Consider the following 16,378-nt stretch of genomic DNA (forward strand, 5'->3'; position numbering starts at 1 on the left):
TTGTGAAATATTCTATTTAACCTTTTGAATGCTGTGTTTTATGAGAAGCTTTGCTGCCTGCACAAATAAATAGAGGATGTCCCGAACCTTGTGGTGACCCCCCAAAGTTAGAGAATTAAATTAAGCTGCTAATTGGCGGGTATGAATCCGGTATTCTACCGGGCTCATGCCAGCCAGTTTTTTCTTTATACGCTTATAGTTATAATAATTTATATATTTTTCAATTCTCGTTTTCAATTCCTCGTATGATCGCAAATCTTCCCCGTAATACATTTCTTGCTTCATTAATCCAAAAAAGTTTTCCATAGGTGAATTATCTAAACAGTTTCCCTTTCGGGACATACTTTGGAAAACCTTGTTTTCTTTGAGTGTTTTTACCCACATATTATGCTGGTAATGCCAACCCTGATCAGAATGGATGGTGGTTCTGAACTTTGAGTCTTTTACTATATCTAAAGCTTCTACCAGGGGTTTAAGGGCTAACTCTAAGGTTGGTCGCATACTTATCCCGTAAGATAGAATTTCACCATTGCACATATCCATAATAGGATTTAGATAAAGTTTTAAACCGTCAGTTATATCCGTTGTTAATTTTTGATGGCAGACCTTTGTGTGAAAACGACGTTTAATACGGTTTTTAGCGATATTTCCAACCTTGCCTTTGTAAGAACTGTACTTACGTGATTTTCTTGTAAACTTTGTTGCTTTAAGTCCAATTTTCTTCATGATACGCTGTACTCTCTTATGGTTCACTTGAAAACCACGTCTTTTTAGCTCCAAGTGTATTCGACGATAACCGTAATTGCCATCATGCTCACTAAAAATCAATTGAATACATTCCTCAAGCTCTTGGTCTGGGTTTTCCTGTTTCATCGCTTTTATATGGTAATAGTAAGAAGACTCTGGGATGCAGACTCTATCTAAAACGTCTTTTAATTGGAAGGTTTCTTTGAGTTCGAGTGATAACGCTGCTTGTGCTTTTCGAGATAGGCTTCTGGATCCATCTGAAAAGCTCGCAACTTTTTTAAGTATTCTACCTCTAGACGAAGCAGCTCGTTTTCTCTCTCTAACTTTTGTTCATAGGTCATCTCTTTTTCATCGTTGGGTTTGTTCTTTTTATTCTTTGATTTATCAGACATAGAAGGCCTTCCTTTCACTCTTTCCAGGCCTTCTATCCCCTCCTTCAACCATGTTTTTTTCCATCTGCCTATCATAGGAGGGTTTGTTAGCCCAAAATGAAGGGCTGTTTCCGTTTCTGAAGAACCTGTGTTTTTCATAAAGCTTAATACATCCAGCTTAAATTGAACAGGATAAGTCTCCTTATTCTTTTTCTCTCTAAGGCCTTTTTCTCCAAATTTCTTATAAGTTTTTATCCAGCGTTCTAGCTGGCCATATGATTTAATACCATGTTTCTTCGCTAAAGACTTGGCCCCTAATTTTCCTTCCCTATATTCCCTTACAACCATTAGTTTGAATTCTTCACTATATTTAGACATAAATAAACACCCCAAAAGTTAGATTTCACTCTAACTTTTGGGGTGCAGTACACCTTCCGGGACATCCTCTTCCATTATGCTGTGGCCTTTTGTTTGCTTAGGGCCGCTTTTTCCATGATAGGATTGAATTCCTTCTCAGATTTAGATACAACAACCGTGGCTACACCGTTGCCGATCAGGTTTGTGATGGCGCGTGCCTCTGACATGAAACGGTCAACACCCAGGATCAGAGCCATTCCTTCTACAGGGATGGATGGGAAGACAGCCAGTGTGGCCGCGAGTGTGACGAAGCCTGAGCCTGTGACGCCAGCCGCTCCTTTAGAGGTCAGCATGAGCACGCCAAGAAGGGTGATTTGCTGCATCAAGCTCAAATCCACGCCGTAGGCTTGTGCGATGAACAGGGCTGCCATCGACAGGTAAATAGAAGTTCCATCAAGATTAAAGGAATAGCCGGTTGGCAGCACCAGTCCTACTACCGGCTTTGAGCAGCCGTAGTTTTCCAGCTTCTGCATCATTTTTGGCAGGGCCGCTTCTGAGGAAGAAGTACCGATTACCAGCAGGATTTCTTCCTTAATATACTTGATGAACTTGAAAATATTGAAGCCGTAATACTTGGCGATGGCACCCAGTACGAAAACGATGAACAGCGCCATGGTGATGTAGACAGATGCCATCAGCTTGCCCAGGAATAATAGGGATTCAATTCCGAATTCCCCTATTGTATAAGCCATCGCTCCAAAAGCTGCCAGAGGGGAGATTTTCATGATGATGTTTACGATGCCGAAGAATACATCGGCGACTCTTTCAAAAAATTCAATGACAGGCTTTCCAGTCTTCCCTAAATGGGCAAGGGAGACTCCGAACAGGACTGCAAGCAGCAGGACCGGCAGGAGCTGTCCGCCTGTGAATGCCCCCATGAAGCTGTCGGGGATGATGGATAGGAAGAAATCTATGAATCCGTGTGAAGTTTCCTCAGCGGCCTTGGTGTATTGAGTGATATCCCCCTGGCCAGCCTTGGCGTCGACGCCGCTTCCTGCTTTGATCAGGTTCGCTACAATGATGCCGATGGCAAGAGCGATGGTGGAAACGATTTCAAAATAAAGCAGTGCCTTTCCGCCGATTTTGCCGACCTTCTTCAGGTCGCCCATGCCGGCAATTCCTATGACGATCGTAAGGAAGATGATAGGTGCAATCACCATTTTTACCAGTTTGATAAAGATATCAGCTATGACCTTCAGCTGAGAGCCAAAATCGGGAAACAAGAATCCGACTGAAATACCGAGAATAATACCGATAATTACTTGTGTAGTAAGACTTCTGAAATTAATCCTCATCGAATGACCTCCATTGTTTAAAATTGTAAACGATTACATTTACCAGGTTAGTAATATATTAAAATTTTGTGAACACGATTGATAGTTAATAAAACTTTAATAATCATTTTGAAATTAAAATAACCGGGAAATGGGGGACAGTCCCCCATTTCCCGGTTATTTCCCAAATGCATTCCGTAAGTCTGTATAATGAATAGTATGGAAGAATCAGGAATTGGGCGGAGGTATTTGTATGGGTCAACCAGTGTATGAGGAGAGGATTGCGAAGGTCATTTCCTATATAGAGGAGTATTGTACGGGGCCGATTCGGCTGGAAGACCTTGCTTTGATGTCGAATTTTTCGAAATATCATTTTTCACGCATCTTTGCAGCGTCGACGGGAATTCCCCCCATGGCATTTGTCACCCGGATGCGGCTTCAAAAAGCAGTGCGGTATCTGCTTGAAACGGATGAGACTGTTCTTGAGGTTTCTTCACAATGCGGGTTTGAATCAATCACCGCTTTTAATGCTGCGTTCAAAAAGCACTATCAAAAAACACCGAGAGATATCAGGAAACAGTATGGCAAGATACTGCCGCCATCCCGCAATAATCAGGAAGAGTTTCAGCTCCCCCTCGATTACGATAAGAGCAGCGGTAATTATTTTATGAGGAGGATATGGGACATGAATATTACGGTGAAGGAGCTGCCGCCCCAGGCGGTTGCGTATGTGCGGCATGTGGGAAGCTATCTGGAGACACACTACGCGTGGAAGAAGCTCGGCAAATGGGCATCTAGCCGCGGAATCAGCCCAGCCGATGAATTCTTCATCGGCATATCGCTCGATGATCCCGGTGCGGCGGATGAATTTGCCTGCCGCTATGATGCCTGTGTGACACTGCCGCACGGATTCGTGAAGGAAGAAGGCAGTGAAGTCGAGTTCAAGGTACTGCCTGGAGGGCTGTATGCTCTCTACAAATTCTACGATACGATTGACAAGCTGGGCATTGCCTACAATAGCCTGTTCAGTCAATGGCTTCCAGGAAGCGGCTATGATGCAGACGACCGTCCCTGCCTGGAGTATTGCATGAACAATCCATTTGAAGATCCCGAGAGCAGGTGCAAGGTCGATTTGTACATCCCGGTTAGAGCTAAAGATATGGAATATCGACAGAAAGGAGTGAAATAAGCAATATGAACATAGATGCCATCTTTAACAGCTTCCCGGAATTAAAATCGGACAGGCTTCTTCTTAAAAAAATGGAAGCAGAAGATCTGGATGCCATTTTCTCTATTTATGATAATGACAAGGTATTTGAATACTGTGGAATCATTCCGAAGCACAATAAAGCTTCAGTGGAAAAGATGATCGGCCATTTTGAACGGGATTATGGGAAAAGATCACGGATTAAATGGGGAATATATACGGATAAAGGGCTGACCGGAATTATCGAGGCCATGGAATTTAACCAAAAAGTGAACATGGCGGTAATCGGATATTTCCTCGCAGAAGCACATTGGGGGAAAGGAATTGCCGGCGAGGCACTTGGCCTTGTCACCCATTTCCTATTCGAGGAGGGAGGCGTAAACCGGCTGCAGGCCGAAGTGATGCCCGGCAATCATGCCTCTAAAAAGGTGCTGCTGAAGAATGGATATATAAAGGAAGGAACTCTGCGCCAGGCTGCGCTGTGGTCCGGCAAAGGAATTGTCGATCTGGAGATATATGGCCTGTTGAGGGAAGATTTTGAGACGGATGGAGCGAAATGGACGGGCGTTTCCATAATAAGTCCTCCCTGTACTTAAAAATGGTTGAAACCAGCCGATAGGGTAATTATCAGAGTGGATTTTTTATCTTAGAGAAAAACAGGTGTGAGCCGACAAGCATCGTGGTGACAGACAGGGAGAAGTATTTACTGCATCTGCCTGCTGCCTTTGATACCGCTCATATCCCGGCTGGCACACTGATTGCCGATGTAACCAGTCCGCCTATGCAGCAGGCGCTGAAAACCGGCGAGACCATCCGCACCGAGGCAGGGCCTGAAAGGTTCGGTATTCCTTTCATCGCTATCTGGAACCCAATCATTGAAGATAATGAAATTGTGGGCTTATTGATCACTACAACTTCAACAGAAAAGCTCGATACATTAAGGACGATGTCCTTGGAACTTGCGGCTGCGGCTGAACAGATGGCAGCGACGACCGACCAGGCAGCTGGTGTCTCCAATGTGATAACTGATAGAATTCAGAACATCTCGGCCGATTCAGAGCATATCACTGAAGTGGTGGAAAATATGTATAAAGTGATCAAATCGGTCCAGGACTTGGCGAGCCAGTCTAATATCCTTGGATTGAATGCTTCGATTGAAGCAGCAAGGGCTGGTGAATACGGAAGAGGATTTGCGGTGGTGGCAAAGGAAATCAGCAGAATGGCTGCAGAGAGCAAGAAGTCAGCTGTACATATCATGCAATTCCTTGAAAAGGTAAAAGAGTCCATCGAGCAGAACAATCAATCCATTCAGGAAATATCTGCTGTCACACAGGAACACTCCGCAAGCATCCAGGAATTGAACGGCTCCTTCAGTGTCATCTCCACTGCGGCTGACGAACTGATGCAGACAGCCAAATAAACATATTGAAGCCGGCATGAGATGTTCCTTTGCTGGCTTTTGTTATATGAAAAAAATAATGAACGACATTCCATAAAATGGTATAATGCCGGTGTGAAGCAAGAGCCTTCACCAGGGGAATATCATCATTGCCTCACGCGTCCTGAGTCAATAAAGCGAGGAGGAATGGATTGTATGAAGCTGGAACAGAAAGACAGTGAATTGAAGGTTGAACGGATTCTGGACGCTCCGCGGGAACTAGTTTTTAAGGCATGGACAGAAAAAGAGCATTTTGAAAAGTGGTGGGGACCAAAAGGCTTCAGCCTGCAGGTGGTGAAGATGGAAGCTCAGCCGGACGGATTATTCCTGGGCAGTCAGAAATCCCCGGAAGGACATGAGATGTGGGGAAAATTTGTGTACAAAGATGTCAGTCCGCCTGAGCGGCTGGTGTATCTCAGTTCATTCTCCGATCCGGAAGGAAATACCATCCGTGCGCCATTCAGCGATACCTGGCCGCTTGAGATCAGCAACACAATCAGTCTTTCGGAAGAAGGCAGCGGGACGCGGATGACATTAACCGGAGGACCGGTCGGAGCAAGTCGGGAAGAAATGTCCGCCTTTGCCGCAGCTGGCGAAATGGTCAAGCAGGGCCTTTACGGTACCATTGACCAGCTGGAAGAATACTTGAAAACGATGCGTAAATCATAGACTGACAGCCCGAATCAGGCAGACGGCTCTTGCTGTTTTTTGATTCGGGCTGATTTTTTTTGAAAGGACAGGGAGTGCATTGGAAAACATCATTCAGCTGACGAGCGCACATCATCAGCATATAGAAGAACTTTTCGGCGCAAACATAGAAAACTATCACTTTATCATGAATGACTTAATTACATATGATTATCAGGTTAACCGGATTAAAGTCTTTGGGGAATATGAAAATGGAAGACTCGTATCCTTCTTATTGAATGCGGGAGGAAATGTAACTTATTATTCCCCAGAAACCCGTGAAGCAAGGAACTATGAGGATATTATAGACGGGCTGAGCTTTTGTAAATTATCGGGGCCTAGCCGCTGCATGAAGGCGCTTATTCCGATGGTAGAGATAAAGAAAAAAGTGGTCTCGCATTTGGGAGTAATTAAATGCGTTACAGCACAGAGGAGGCAGGGACACCTGGATGTGAAGGTAATCCACACGGAAGAAGAGCTGGGCATGGAATATGAATTGATGACAGGCTGGGGGGACCTTGGCCTCCATTCGTTGTCTAAAAGTGAGTATATCCAGCGGGAGTCTGAACGTATTCAAAAGCCGGGAAGCCGGACCGTTTATTTATCTCTAAATCATAAAATGGCTGCTTCAGCTTCTGCGGTCAAGGAAGGTGCCAACAGCGCAATCATTACCGGTGTTTATACACACCCCAAATATCGGGGGAGAGGATATGGGACTGAGGTGCTCATCTGTTTATTCAGCATGCTGCTTAGTGAGGGAAAATTTCCTTTTCTGTTCTATACTAATCCTGCAGCGGGAAGTGTATATGAAAATCTTGGTATGACTCCAGTTTGTGAATGGATTGTTATGGAAGTATAAAAAATGGGAGGGACTGCTTCCCTGCACTTGGGCTTTGGTCGAGGCTTAACCGCCTATACAAAAGATGGCCATCCACAGAATTGGTCAGGGTTATCGTGTAAAGGCAGACATCCTGGTGCACGCAGGCTTTATGAGAAATTGGACTGGGCTGTAAGGAATCCCTTTTCCCCCTCGGGAGAAGACGGGGATTCCTATATAATCATGGGGAAGATTTTAATATGATACTAATGTAAAAGGATGTCACTACATTGAACTTTACACGAATTCAGTGGACGCTATACAGCGTCTTGCTTGTAAGCACAGGTTTTCTTATCAGCAGGATTCCGAATGCCAATCCTGTCAGAGGATCCACGGCTGGCACACTATGGTTTTTTACTTTTCTATTGTTGACGTTCGGCTTCAGCCGGGTACGGAGCTTTGTCCTGCCTCTAATAAATCTGCGGCCGCTGAGGGAAGCGAAAACCTATGGTTATATCATATCTGCGGCAGCCGTTCCCTTTTTTCTATTGAAAGTGATAGTACATTATGAAGTTTTCCTTGAGCCGGACGTGATTTATTCACTTAAGCATCCAATCCTCATGCAGCAGCCTGATGATTTTAAGCTCCTGGAGGCTGCGCTTTTCACTCCGGTATGGGAAGAAATATTATTCAGGGGAATTCTGCTCATGGTCTGCCTGCGACGGATGCCTGCCTATGCCGCCATCCTGCTTTCGGCCGTGCTGTTCGCACTGTTTCATTCGGGGTATATCGCCTTCATGATCATCCCCTCGATCCTGCTCGGGCTCACTGCCTATAAGACCAAGTCGGTGATTCCATCAATGATCTCGCATATTCTATGGAATATATATATTATGAAGCTTATTTTCTACTTTCCACTATAAAGGAGGGATGAAATGGCCTATCAGTTTAGTATAATGACACAGGCCCAGGCAGAAACCATTGCCTATGACTGGCACTATCCGGGGGAATATTCCTTCTATAATATAGAGTCAGATCAAGAAGATATGGAAGAATTCCTGGATCCGGAAAAACGCGGAGACTCCATGCTTGCTGTTACTGCAGAGGGAGAATTAATCGGATTTTTCAGTGCGGCTGAGAAAGAACAGGGGGTGTATGAGATTGGCCTCGGAATGAGGCCGGATTTGACTGGCAGGGGATCGGGCCGCTCATTCCTTGCTGCATGCATGACGATCCTTCAGGAAAAGAAAGCTCCCGGCGTCATCGCGCTTTCTGTTGCCCTCTTCAATGTAAGGGCCATCAAGGTCTACAGAAGCTGCGGCTTCCGTGACGGGGAGCAGTTCAATCAATCTACGAATGGGGGAAGTTATCCTTTTTTGAAAATGTACTATCATTGCGGTTCCTAGACTCTCTCAAGCGCCTTATACGGCATTTCCGGGAAGGTTATCGAAATGGAATCTCCCGGCAGGACCGGGCCGCCTTCTGTTACCACACCCATGATCCCGGATTTCCGGACGAGCCTGCCATCTTCGTCACGGTCGAGCACCGCATCCATCAGGCCCGGCTGAAAATGATCAATCTGTCTGCATGGATTCCTGAGGCCGGTCACCTTGACAACTGCACTTCCTCCAATATGAAGCAGTGTCCCTTCCGGCAGGCTGAGGAGGTCGATGCCTTCGGTAGTGATATTCTCGCCAAGGTCACCGGGCTCTACCTCGAATCTGTCCCGCAGTTCGTGGAACAGCTCCGATTGGATTAGATGGACCTGCCTGAGGTTGGGCTGGTCAGGATTCTGTTTTACCCTTGAACGGTGCTTCACCTTTGCCCCGAAGTGTGCATCCCCTTCAACACCAAGGCCCTTTACAAGCATGATCCTCTGCTGATTGCTCTTGCTGAAAGTATGAGTTCCGCTAAGACTGACTGCCAGTACTTTTCCTGCATGCTCCATAAGCTCCCGCCTCCTGCGATAAACTTTAATCTTTCATCCATTATACTATGGGTTCTTTGAGGTGTGAGGGATATAATGGAAAAAACAAAAAGGCTAGCAAAAGGAAGCCAAACTATAACAAAGGGTGATTGGAATGCTGAATCTTTATATAGTCAGGCACGGTGAAACAGAATGGAATACTGAAAAGAAAATGCAGGGCTGGCTTGATTCCCCACTGACGGAGAACGGGAAAGCCTCCGCGCTGCTGCTCGGTGAAAAACTGAAGGATGTAAAGCTGGATGCTATCTACTCAAGTACGAGCGGCCGGGCGCGTGCGACTGCGGAGCTGATCCGGGGCGAAAGACAACTCCCCCTCTATTTTGATGATCTGCTGAGGGAAATGAGGCTGGGAGATTGGGAAGGGGAGACCCACAGCTTCATTGAAGAAAATTATGTCTCGGAATTCCACGCTTACTGGCATTCGCCGCATCTCTTTCAATGCAGGGGAAGCGAAACCTTTTCGCAAACAATGGGGAGGGCAGGGGAGATAATTGAGAAGATTAAGGAAAAACATCCTTCCGGAAGCATCCTGATTGTCACTCATGCGGTCATCATCAAATGCCTGTACGCTATTTTTAGAAATCTGCCTGTTGAGAGAATATGGGAGCCCCCATTTATTCATAATACAAGCCTGACACAGGTTGAAATGAATGATTCGGGCTGCCGGCTCCTGCTTGAGGGCGAAGTGCTCCGGCCGCCAGAAATACCCGCAGCTGGAATCCCATTATGAAATTGGAGCACGGGGAAACGGATCTTACGGGTTCGGTTCCTTTCGCAAAAAAAAGTAAGCGTTTTCTATTGCGGTACTGGAGCTGAGCCCCTACAATGATAGTGGAGATGTGAAAACGAGAGGGGAATCGAGATTATTTATGTGGCGAACTTTGTAATGGTTAAGTAATTGGATGCTGCCTTATTCCGAAGACGGGAGAGGTGTGTCAAAATATGACCATGCAAAGGCCGCCAGGATGAAATGATTCCATGGGGCTGATCGAAAAGCAGGAGCCGGCATATGCATCAATGAGCCGGCAGCTGCCTTTGGAAGGCCCTTTTTGTTTACTCAGCATCTCCTTAGTTCTGTGGTTCCATATCAAAAGGAGCTGATTTTGTTGGAAAAGAAGATAGCAATCGTGACCGGTGCAAGCCGTCCGCGCGGGATAGGATCTGCGGTCTGCCGGGAACTGGCACGGCAGGGTGTTGATATATTTTTTACCCATCTGTCGCGCTATGACAGTGCGACAGGCTATGAGGATGTAATCGATCAATGGCCCGCTGAATTCACGGCTGAACTCAGCAGTCTTGGGATTCGCGCCGGGAATATGGAATTGAATTTGGCGGATGATGATGCACCTGTAAAACTCCTTGATGAGGTGCAGAAACAGCTGGGGCAGCCTGTGATTTTGATCAATAATGCCACACACTGTGTGGAAGTGGGTTTCCAACAGCTGACTGGGAGAATCCTGGAAGACCACTGCGCTGTAAATATCAAGGGAACCTTCATGCTTTCCGCTGAATTCGCACAACGACTCGTGAATGGCAGCGGCGGCAGGATCGTCAATTTCGTATCCGGCCAGGATAAAAGCCCGGCACCCGGCAATCTGGCTTATGCAGCGACAAAAGGGGCTGTCTCTGCTTTTACAAAATCACTCGCGGCAGAGCTTGCGCCCCATCATATAACGGTAAACGCCATCGATCCCGGCCCGACTGATTCAGGCTGGATGAATGAGGAGCTTCAGGATTTCCTCCTGCCTAAGTTTCCAATGGGAAGAATCGGCACCCCGGAAGATGCGGCACGTCTTGTCGCTTTCCTGGCAAGTGATGCGGCCAAATGGATCACCGGCCAAATTATCCATTCGGACGGCGGATTCTGGGATTAAACAACATAAAATATAACGTCCGCCAGGTCTTTCCCGGCGGACGTTTTGTTGAAACAGGGGCTAACGGGCAGGCTCTTTTATGCTTTCAGCCATCTCCCTGCCCGTTATGGCATCGAGCAGTACATGAATGTCCTTCCATATTTCTTCCTTAAGATGGAGTTCGCCACAGGCTTTATATTCCTGGATCAGCAGGTGAAGTTCCTTTAAAAATATTTCTTGATCATTCATAGTAAGTTCCTTTCAGTAGTAAGATATGTCATCATGGCAGAGGGATTTGGCAGGCACAATCGGTCGGCCGGCGGGCAAAAAAAAGCCGGAAGAACAGAATTTATGTTCTTCCGGCCTATGGCGGGCACAAGTGATTGTCCAGCTCAATACTACCGTTTATTATTCATTTGGTTTCAGCATCAAGATGATAAAGCTGTTATCCAGGGCAAAATCCCAATCAACAAAGGAATCGAGAATGGCCGCACCGAGTATCTCAGAAAAGTGGGTATTATTGCTGAGCATATCGCCTTCGAGCTGACGTTTTGCCACACGGAGCGTTTCATGGAAGCCGAGCGAAACCAGCTGCTTCTCAATGGGAACAAGAATTCCTGTCCTTTTAATAATCAGCGCTCTTGGGCTGATCATATAGGAAGATATGGACGTTGGTGCCTTCTCGGCCTGCTCGCTGATGAGTTTAATTTCCTCATGCACCTGCTCTTTTCCCCTGTATTCATTTTTCAGCTGCTGATGAAAATCCGCATTAACAGCCAGAAAAACGCCTGTTTCCTTCTGAAGATTCCAGTCATAATAAATATGCTGGATATCCATATCGGTTATTCCTTTGATCTGCCCCCGGATTTCGGGATCTATCGTTTTCATCAAAAATTCACGGGTTGTTTTGACGGTGATTTCCTGGTCCTGATCAAGCAGGATTTGTTCCATTGGCGAAATGAAGCCGCGGACATATATGAGGACGAATGGGCTTGCCACTACAGAATGAATGGAATGCGGACCTTTACCGAACTTATCACGAAGCAATTTCCCAAAATTATTGGCCAGCTTGGTCTGCTGTTCTTTAATATCCATGAGAATTACCCCTTATCCAAAAGGAAGCATCAAATCTCCCTTCCATATTTGAATTCTACCACGGCCAATAAGCCGTTGTATAGTAAGTTTTTCCCTCGCGCAGGTACATTAAACGTCAGGTATTTCCTAAAATTGGAGAGCTTTTTTAGAAAATAAAAGTATATTGCAGTTTTATCTGGATAATTGAAAAATGAGAAGGATATCTGTTGCGAATTGTAGAATATAACAATTAACAAAAATCGGACGGTATATACGTCCTGTCACTACAGTCAAAGGATAGTTTTTTCACATATGGATAAAGGGCATGTGATCTAGTCCTTAAAGGAAGGCGTCTATGGAAATACAGGTAAAAGAAAAAGAGAAGGCATTAAGCAGTTTTATCGCAAGGCTGCTCCGTGAACATTTTGGAAAGGGGCCAGGCGTTGTATTTGCTTCCATATCTAAGCCCTACATCACGATTTATCTGAAGGACTTTCTGACTCCCATTGAAAATAGATTAATGATGAAAAATCACCCTACATATATCCAGAAATTAAGGGATGTATTGATGGAAACCCTGACAGAAGAAATCAAAGGCTATATCAAGACAGCTATAGGAATTGATGTGGATGAATTTTATTATGACTGGAATCTGGAGTCACAGTCTGGCATGTTCATCGGGATAGAAGGAGGAGCCGGCGGCGAAGGCGGATCTTATCAGAATCAGGATAGGGTGCATCACGAAATTATGCTCATCAGTGAAGAAGCTGAAAAGAAGCCTGGCAGTGTTACGTCACACCTCTTAAATCCTCGGACGCTCCTCATTGTGCGGAACAGAATCCTGGTAAGTATTGAAAAGGAACTGATTGCACTCAATTTCCAGGAAACGCTGACGCTGGCAAAAAGGAATCTTGAAAAAAGGCTGATTCTTAATCATACGAAGAACCTGGAAGGGCTTCTTCATGCATCACTTGAAAATGTGTTTGTAGCCTGGGACTTTCAGCGGGACAAAAGCGCGGCAGTGCTCATATTGGCACCAATCAAATAGAGGCAGGAATGATCTGGGCAATAGAATCAGACATAGGCCAAAGGGAAGACGTTTGATCTTCTTTTTGGCCTTTTTTTACAAAGCCGGAAGATCCTATGGAATATCAAAGACATGTGAGAGTCAAAATTTTCAGAGTCTGACAAAAATGATGAACAAGCTATATGCTATGGGGGGTAAACATGAAAGCCAAGAGGAACAAGTTGGGCGGCATGCCGGTCCTGTGCACTTTCCTATGGAAGGATAAGGGTTATGGTTAACACTTTTGTCATCCAAATACGGGAAGAGCTGGATATCGTGTCAGCCAGGAAAAAGGGACGTGAGGCAGCGCGGCTGCTTTGCTGCGATGTAGTAGATCAGGCCAAAATCATCACCGCCATTTCGGAGCTGGGCCGGAATATTTCTCAATATGCGGGTTCAGGGAAGATTATTGTCGAAGTCCTCCAGGATGAAGAAGTGTACGGGGGTATCAGAATAACAGCTGTCGACGACGGTCCAGGCATTGAAAATATAAAAAAGGCCATGGAACCCGGCTTTTCCACTTCAGGGGGGCTTGGTACGGGTCTAAGTGGTGTAAGGAATCTCATGGATGAGTTTTATATCGACTCAGCACCCGGAAAGGGTACGATTGTGGTGATCACGAAATGGCTGAAGAGCAGAATAACGGTTTAAAGAAACTAAATGACAGGTGCCTGCTGCAGAACCTTAATGCGTGGGCTTTTTGTTTTCAAGGATTTATGCCGATCAGGCAGGATGGAGGGATGATAGGTGCTGCAGGACAAAATCATTTACTGGATAGGCGGGTCTGCCTGTGCAGGAAAGAGCACGCTTGCAGAGATGTACTGCCGTAAATATAATCTGCCGCTCTATTCCTGCGATGAACATTTCAACAGACATCTGCAGCAGATATCAGAAGAGCATCAGCCCGCAATGTCCAAAATCTCCAGGATGGATGCAAATGAAGCCTTTTACTCAAGGAGCAGGGCGGCGCGCTTGAGAGTATATATCCAGTCATTTATAGAAGACTTTTCCTTTGTAGCTGCAGATTTGGCAAAAGGTGAGGAAAAAGCGATTGTTGTGGAAGGAAATCAATTGCTGCCATCTCTCGTAAAGCCGCTTTTGGAGAAGCATCATATGGCAGTCTGGATTGTTCCCCAGGAAGAATTTCAAAGGAAACAATACCGCAAACGGGAGTGGGTGCCCGCAGTGCTTGCGGCATCCGCCGACCCAGAAGCTGCCTATGAAAATTGGATGGTCCGAGATGCCGCGTTTGCATCCATGGTCTATAAGGAAGCTGCGGGCGAAAAGCTGAATGTTATGCTTGTTGATGGCAGCCGGGATTTGGCGGAAACTTTCCTGGAATTGGAGCGGCTCTTTCAGCCGGGATAGTCATCAGAGTTTTTAACGATTTTTATCATCTTTTTGGCAAGCGCCGTCATCGCCCTGCCATCCTTGCTGCGGTCGCAGTCTGCCCATTGATAATCCAGCTTTGCATCATTGATCCATACCGTTAAGTTATAATTTACACGAGCCGGGCGGCAGGAGGCGGTCAGTCCTTTTCTATCCAGATAGTTTGCTAGAACCATATTTTTGTATATTGCCGTAAGCTCCGCTTCTGAAAAATGGATATCGCTGACGGTCCGCGTAACGTCATTCCCTGGAAAATAAGCTGCTAGTTTTTCTGAATTTGTATCTACCTCGTTCTCCAGCTTTTTTCCATATTTAAAACGGAAATCAAAGCGGTCCTGTGCTTTTATATCATAATCGATCGTAACCAGCTCCATCTCCTTTTGTCCGCTTCCGCATCCTGCCAGAGAGTACTCCGTTCTTGTGTAACTCTCGGTATGGACTGCCTTTTTACAGCTGAATTTTTCTACAGTTCCCCCGCCATAACGATCCTCCCGCGAATCTATGGAAAGCTTAATGCCTTTTCCATCAAAATCAACATGATGGAAAATAGGATCTCCCTCAAGGGTATACCTTACAACTCTAATATCCCCTTCCTTTCCATCCTGAACATTTGCATAAAAATGATCCAATGAGCTGATATTTTCAAACCGGTTGATTGAAGCTTTCACATCGTTTTCTTTTACCTTGGAGGCACTGTCGGCACAACCTGACAGGAAAAGGAAGAGAAAAGCAGTTAGTGCTATTTTTTTCATGGATTCACGCCCTTGTTTCCATTAAATGGTTTTTGTCTATTATATAAGAACTCTCGAACGAAAATATATCCTTTTTTTCGCGCAAGATGAGAAAGAGTATTTTGTTTTTGGACTTCCAGTAATAAAATCTTAAAAGTTTGTAATAAAAGCCGGAAGCCAAGTTATTTGAAAATTAATAATAATTATTGAAAGGGCTTGCACGACATGCTATTATAATTGCGTAAACGTTTTCGTAAATGAATTGGAAAGCTGGTGGGAAATGGCGTATACGATTAAGGATGTAGCCAGGGAAGCGAATGTTTCGATAGCGACTGTTTCCCGGATTTTAAATGGGCAGCCGGGCTATTCGAAAAAAACCAAGGAAAAGGTATTGCGGGTCATTGAGGAAATGGGGTATCATCCGAACGCTGTGGCGAGAGGTCTCATCAACAAGAGGACGCACACCATCGGCGTAATGTTCCCCTATCTAACCGGGTCCCTGGTTACAGAGCTTCTGAGGGGAATCGAAAGTGCGGCAAGCCGGCACGGCTCGAGCATCATTGTCTGCCATACGAGTTCGGACCGGGAGAAGACCCGGAAGTATCTGCAGGTTTTAAATGAGAAACGGGTAGATGGAATCATCTTTACCAGTGAGGTACTGGAAGATGAGTTTCACGGTTATATTGAAAACATGAATGTGCCACTCGTATTACTCTCCACAAAGTCGGATAAATTTTCTGCCCCATTTGTGAGAGTGGATGATGAGGCAGCCGCCTATTCTGCGGCGGAATATTTAATCAAACAGGGACACACAAAACTCGGGATGATCAGCGGCCGGAAAGAAGATATCATTGCCGGGCAGCCGCGTATCAATGGGTTCCTAAAAGCGCTGAAGAAGTATGGCATTTCTCTTAAAGAAGGAAATATTATCAGCACAGAAGGATTCGGATTTCCGGAGGGCATCACGGGGCTGAAACGGCTCCTGGAAAATGATCCCGGAGTGACGGGTATATTTGCTGCCAGCGATGAAATCGCAATTGGAGCCATCTCCACAGCTTATCTGCTTGGAATCCAGATTCCAGAAGAGCTATCCATCATCGGATACGATAATATCGATTTAGCCCAAATGTCCATTCCTCCGCTGACGACGGTGGCACAGCCATTCGCTGAGATGGGAGAGACAGCCGGTGAAATGCTGTTGAGTATGCTTGAAACGGGGGAGACGGCCGTCAGCCGGATAATGCCTCATCAGATAATTGAAAGAGAGAGCGTAAAAAGAAAGGATTGATCCTTTTCTTTTTATTTAGAGAATAAAGTAAA

General features: G+C 45.6%; 20 protein-coding genes. 13 read left to right on the top strand and 7 right to left on the bottom strand.

Annotated elements, in window-relative coordinates:
• Positions 1–120: 120 nt before the first annotated feature.
• The 3 genes from V1498_RS02975 to V1498_RS02985 are packed head-to-tail and all read right to left on the bottom strand — an operon-like array spanning position 121 to position 2,830.
• Complete coding sequence (locus V1498_RS02975; protein ID WP_409299115.1) at positions 121–1,032, bottom strand: IS3 family transposase; 912 nt, start codon at positions 1,030–1,032, stop codon at positions 121–123.
• The gene (locus tag V1498_RS02980; protein WP_409295433.1) at positions 933–1,511 is read right to left on the bottom strand and encodes a helix-turn-helix domain-containing protein; all 579 of its coding nucleotides are present in this window, start codon (positions 1,509–1,511) and stop codon (positions 933–935) included. Before V1498_RS02980 ends, V1498_RS02975 begins: the two co-directional genes overlap by 100 nt.
• Before the next feature lie 59 nt (positions 1,512–1,570).
• Complete coding sequence (locus tag V1498_RS02985; protein WP_409296830.1) at positions 1,571–2,830, bottom strand: dicarboxylate/amino acid:cation symporter; 1,260 nt, start codon at positions 2,828–2,830, stop codon at positions 1,571–1,573.
• Between the two features lie 232 nt (positions 2,831–3,062).
• On the opposite strand from V1498_RS02985, the gene V1498_RS02990 reads away from it, so the two are divergent.
• From V1498_RS02990 to V1498_RS03020, 7 genes are all read left to right on the top strand, one after another.
• Positions 3,063–3,998, top strand: coding sequence for a GyrI-like domain-containing protein (locus tag V1498_RS02990; RefSeq protein ID WP_409296831.1), 936 nt, complete (start codon positions 3,063–3,065; stop codon positions 3,996–3,998).
• A 5-nt stretch (positions 3,999–4,003) separates the two neighbouring features.
• On the top strand, positions 4,004–4,612 hold the full coding sequence (locus V1498_RS02995) for a GNAT family N-acetyltransferase (protein ID WP_409296832.1): 609 nt from the start codon (positions 4,004–4,006) through the stop codon (positions 4,610–4,612).
• An 83-nt stretch (positions 4,613–4,695) separates the two neighbouring features.
• On the top strand, positions 4,696–5,436 hold the full coding sequence (locus tag V1498_RS03000; protein WP_409296833.1) for a methyl-accepting chemotaxis protein: 741 nt from the start codon (positions 4,696–4,698) through the stop codon (positions 5,434–5,436).
• Positions 5,437–5,610: 174 nt separating this feature from the next.
• Positions 5,611–6,123 (top strand): SRPBCC family protein, encoded by a 513-nt coding sequence (locus tag V1498_RS03005; protein WP_409296834.1) that lies wholly within the window; start codon positions 5,611–5,613, stop codon positions 6,121–6,123.
• A gap of 79 nt (positions 6,124–6,202) precedes the next feature.
• Entirely contained in the window at positions 6,203–7,000 is a 798-nt protein-coding gene (locus V1498_RS03010) for a GNAT family N-acetyltransferase (protein WP_409296835.1), read from the top strand.
• Positions 7,001–7,248: 248 nt separating this feature from the next.
• Complete coding sequence (locus tag V1498_RS03015; protein WP_409296836.1) at positions 7,249–7,881, top strand: lysostaphin resistance A-like protein; 633 nt, start codon at positions 7,249–7,251, stop codon at positions 7,879–7,881.
• A 12-nt stretch (positions 7,882–7,893) separates the two neighbouring features.
• A complete protein-coding gene (locus tag V1498_RS03020; RefSeq protein ID WP_409296837.1) occupies positions 7,894–8,364 on the top strand; it encodes a GNAT family N-acetyltransferase in 471 nt (156 codons plus the stop codon).
• Here the strand turns inward: V1498_RS03020 and V1498_RS03025 are convergent.
• The gene (locus V1498_RS03025; protein WP_409296838.1) at positions 8,361–8,906 is read right to left on the bottom strand and encodes an MOSC domain-containing protein; all 546 of its coding nucleotides are present in this window, start codon (positions 8,904–8,906) and stop codon (positions 8,361–8,363) included. The two genes, V1498_RS03020 and V1498_RS03025, sit on opposite strands and share 4 nt — an antisense overlap.
• Before the next feature lie 133 nt (positions 8,907–9,039).
• Here V1498_RS03025 and V1498_RS03030 point away from each other — a divergent pair, with 133 nt between their 5' ends.
• Complete coding sequence (locus V1498_RS03030) at positions 9,040–9,675, top strand: histidine phosphatase family protein (RefSeq protein ID WP_409296839.1); 636 nt, start codon at positions 9,040–9,042, stop codon at positions 9,673–9,675.
• 367 nt (positions 9,676–10,042) lie between these two features.
• Positions 10,043–10,819 carry an SDR family oxidoreductase gene (locus tag V1498_RS03035; RefSeq protein ID WP_409299116.1) on the top strand — a complete coding sequence of 259 codons (777 nt, stop codon included), beginning with the start codon at positions 10,043–10,045 and terminating at the stop codon, positions 10,817–10,819.
• A gap of 60 nt (positions 10,820–10,879) precedes the next feature.
• Here V1498_RS03035 and V1498_RS03040 read toward each other — a convergent pair whose 3' ends face one another.
• Together V1498_RS03040 and V1498_RS03045 are read right to left on the bottom strand one after the other, a co-directional pair.
• On the bottom strand, positions 10,880–11,047 hold the full coding sequence (locus V1498_RS03040) for a hypothetical protein (protein WP_409296840.1): 168 nt from the start codon (positions 11,045–11,047) through the stop codon (positions 10,880–10,882).
• 159 nt (positions 11,048–11,206) lie between these two features.
• Positions 11,207–11,893: a Na-translocating system protein MpsC family protein gene (locus tag V1498_RS03045; RefSeq protein WP_409296841.1), complete on the bottom strand. Its 687-nt coding sequence runs from the start codon at positions 11,891–11,893 to the stop codon at positions 11,207–11,209.
• A gap of 334 nt (positions 11,894–12,227) precedes the next feature.
• On the opposite strand from V1498_RS03045, the gene V1498_RS03050 reads away from it, so the two are divergent.
• The 3 genes from V1498_RS03050 to V1498_RS03060 all read left to right on the top strand — a co-directional run bounded on the left by V1498_RS03050 (position 12,228) and on the right by V1498_RS03060 (position 14,306).
• A complete protein-coding gene (locus V1498_RS03050) occupies positions 12,228–12,920 on the top strand; it encodes a Na-translocating system protein MpsC family protein (protein WP_409296842.1) in 693 nt (230 codons plus the stop codon).
• A gap of 249 nt (positions 12,921–13,169) precedes the next feature.
• Complete coding sequence (locus tag V1498_RS03055; RefSeq protein WP_409296843.1) at positions 13,170–13,589, top strand: ATP-binding protein; 420 nt, start codon at positions 13,170–13,172, stop codon at positions 13,587–13,589.
• Between the two features lie 96 nt (positions 13,590–13,685).
• Positions 13,686–14,306, top strand: a complete 621-nt coding sequence (locus V1498_RS03060) for a hypothetical protein (protein ID WP_409296844.1) — start codon at positions 13,686–13,688, stop codon at positions 14,304–14,306.
• On the opposite strand, the gene V1498_RS03065 is transcribed toward V1498_RS03060, so the two are convergent.
• Positions 14,294–15,079 (bottom strand): DUF4362 domain-containing protein, encoded by a 786-nt coding sequence (locus tag V1498_RS03065; protein WP_409296845.1) that lies wholly within the window; start codon positions 15,077–15,079, stop codon positions 14,294–14,296. The genes V1498_RS03060 and V1498_RS03065 overlap by 13 nt on opposite strands.
• A gap of 259 nt (positions 15,080–15,338) precedes the next feature.
• Between V1498_RS03065 and V1498_RS03070 the strand changes: the two genes are divergently transcribed.
• Entirely contained in the window at positions 15,339–16,346 is a 1,008-nt protein-coding gene (locus V1498_RS03070) for a LacI family DNA-binding transcriptional regulator (protein WP_409296846.1), read from the top strand.
• Positions 16,347–16,378 lie beyond the last annotated feature (32 nt).

Origin of the sequence: Paraperibacillus marinus (assembly GCF_046237605.1) — a bacterium.
GTDB lineage: Bacteria > Bacillota > Bacilli > Bacillales > DSM-1321 > Paraperibacillus > Paraperibacillus marinus.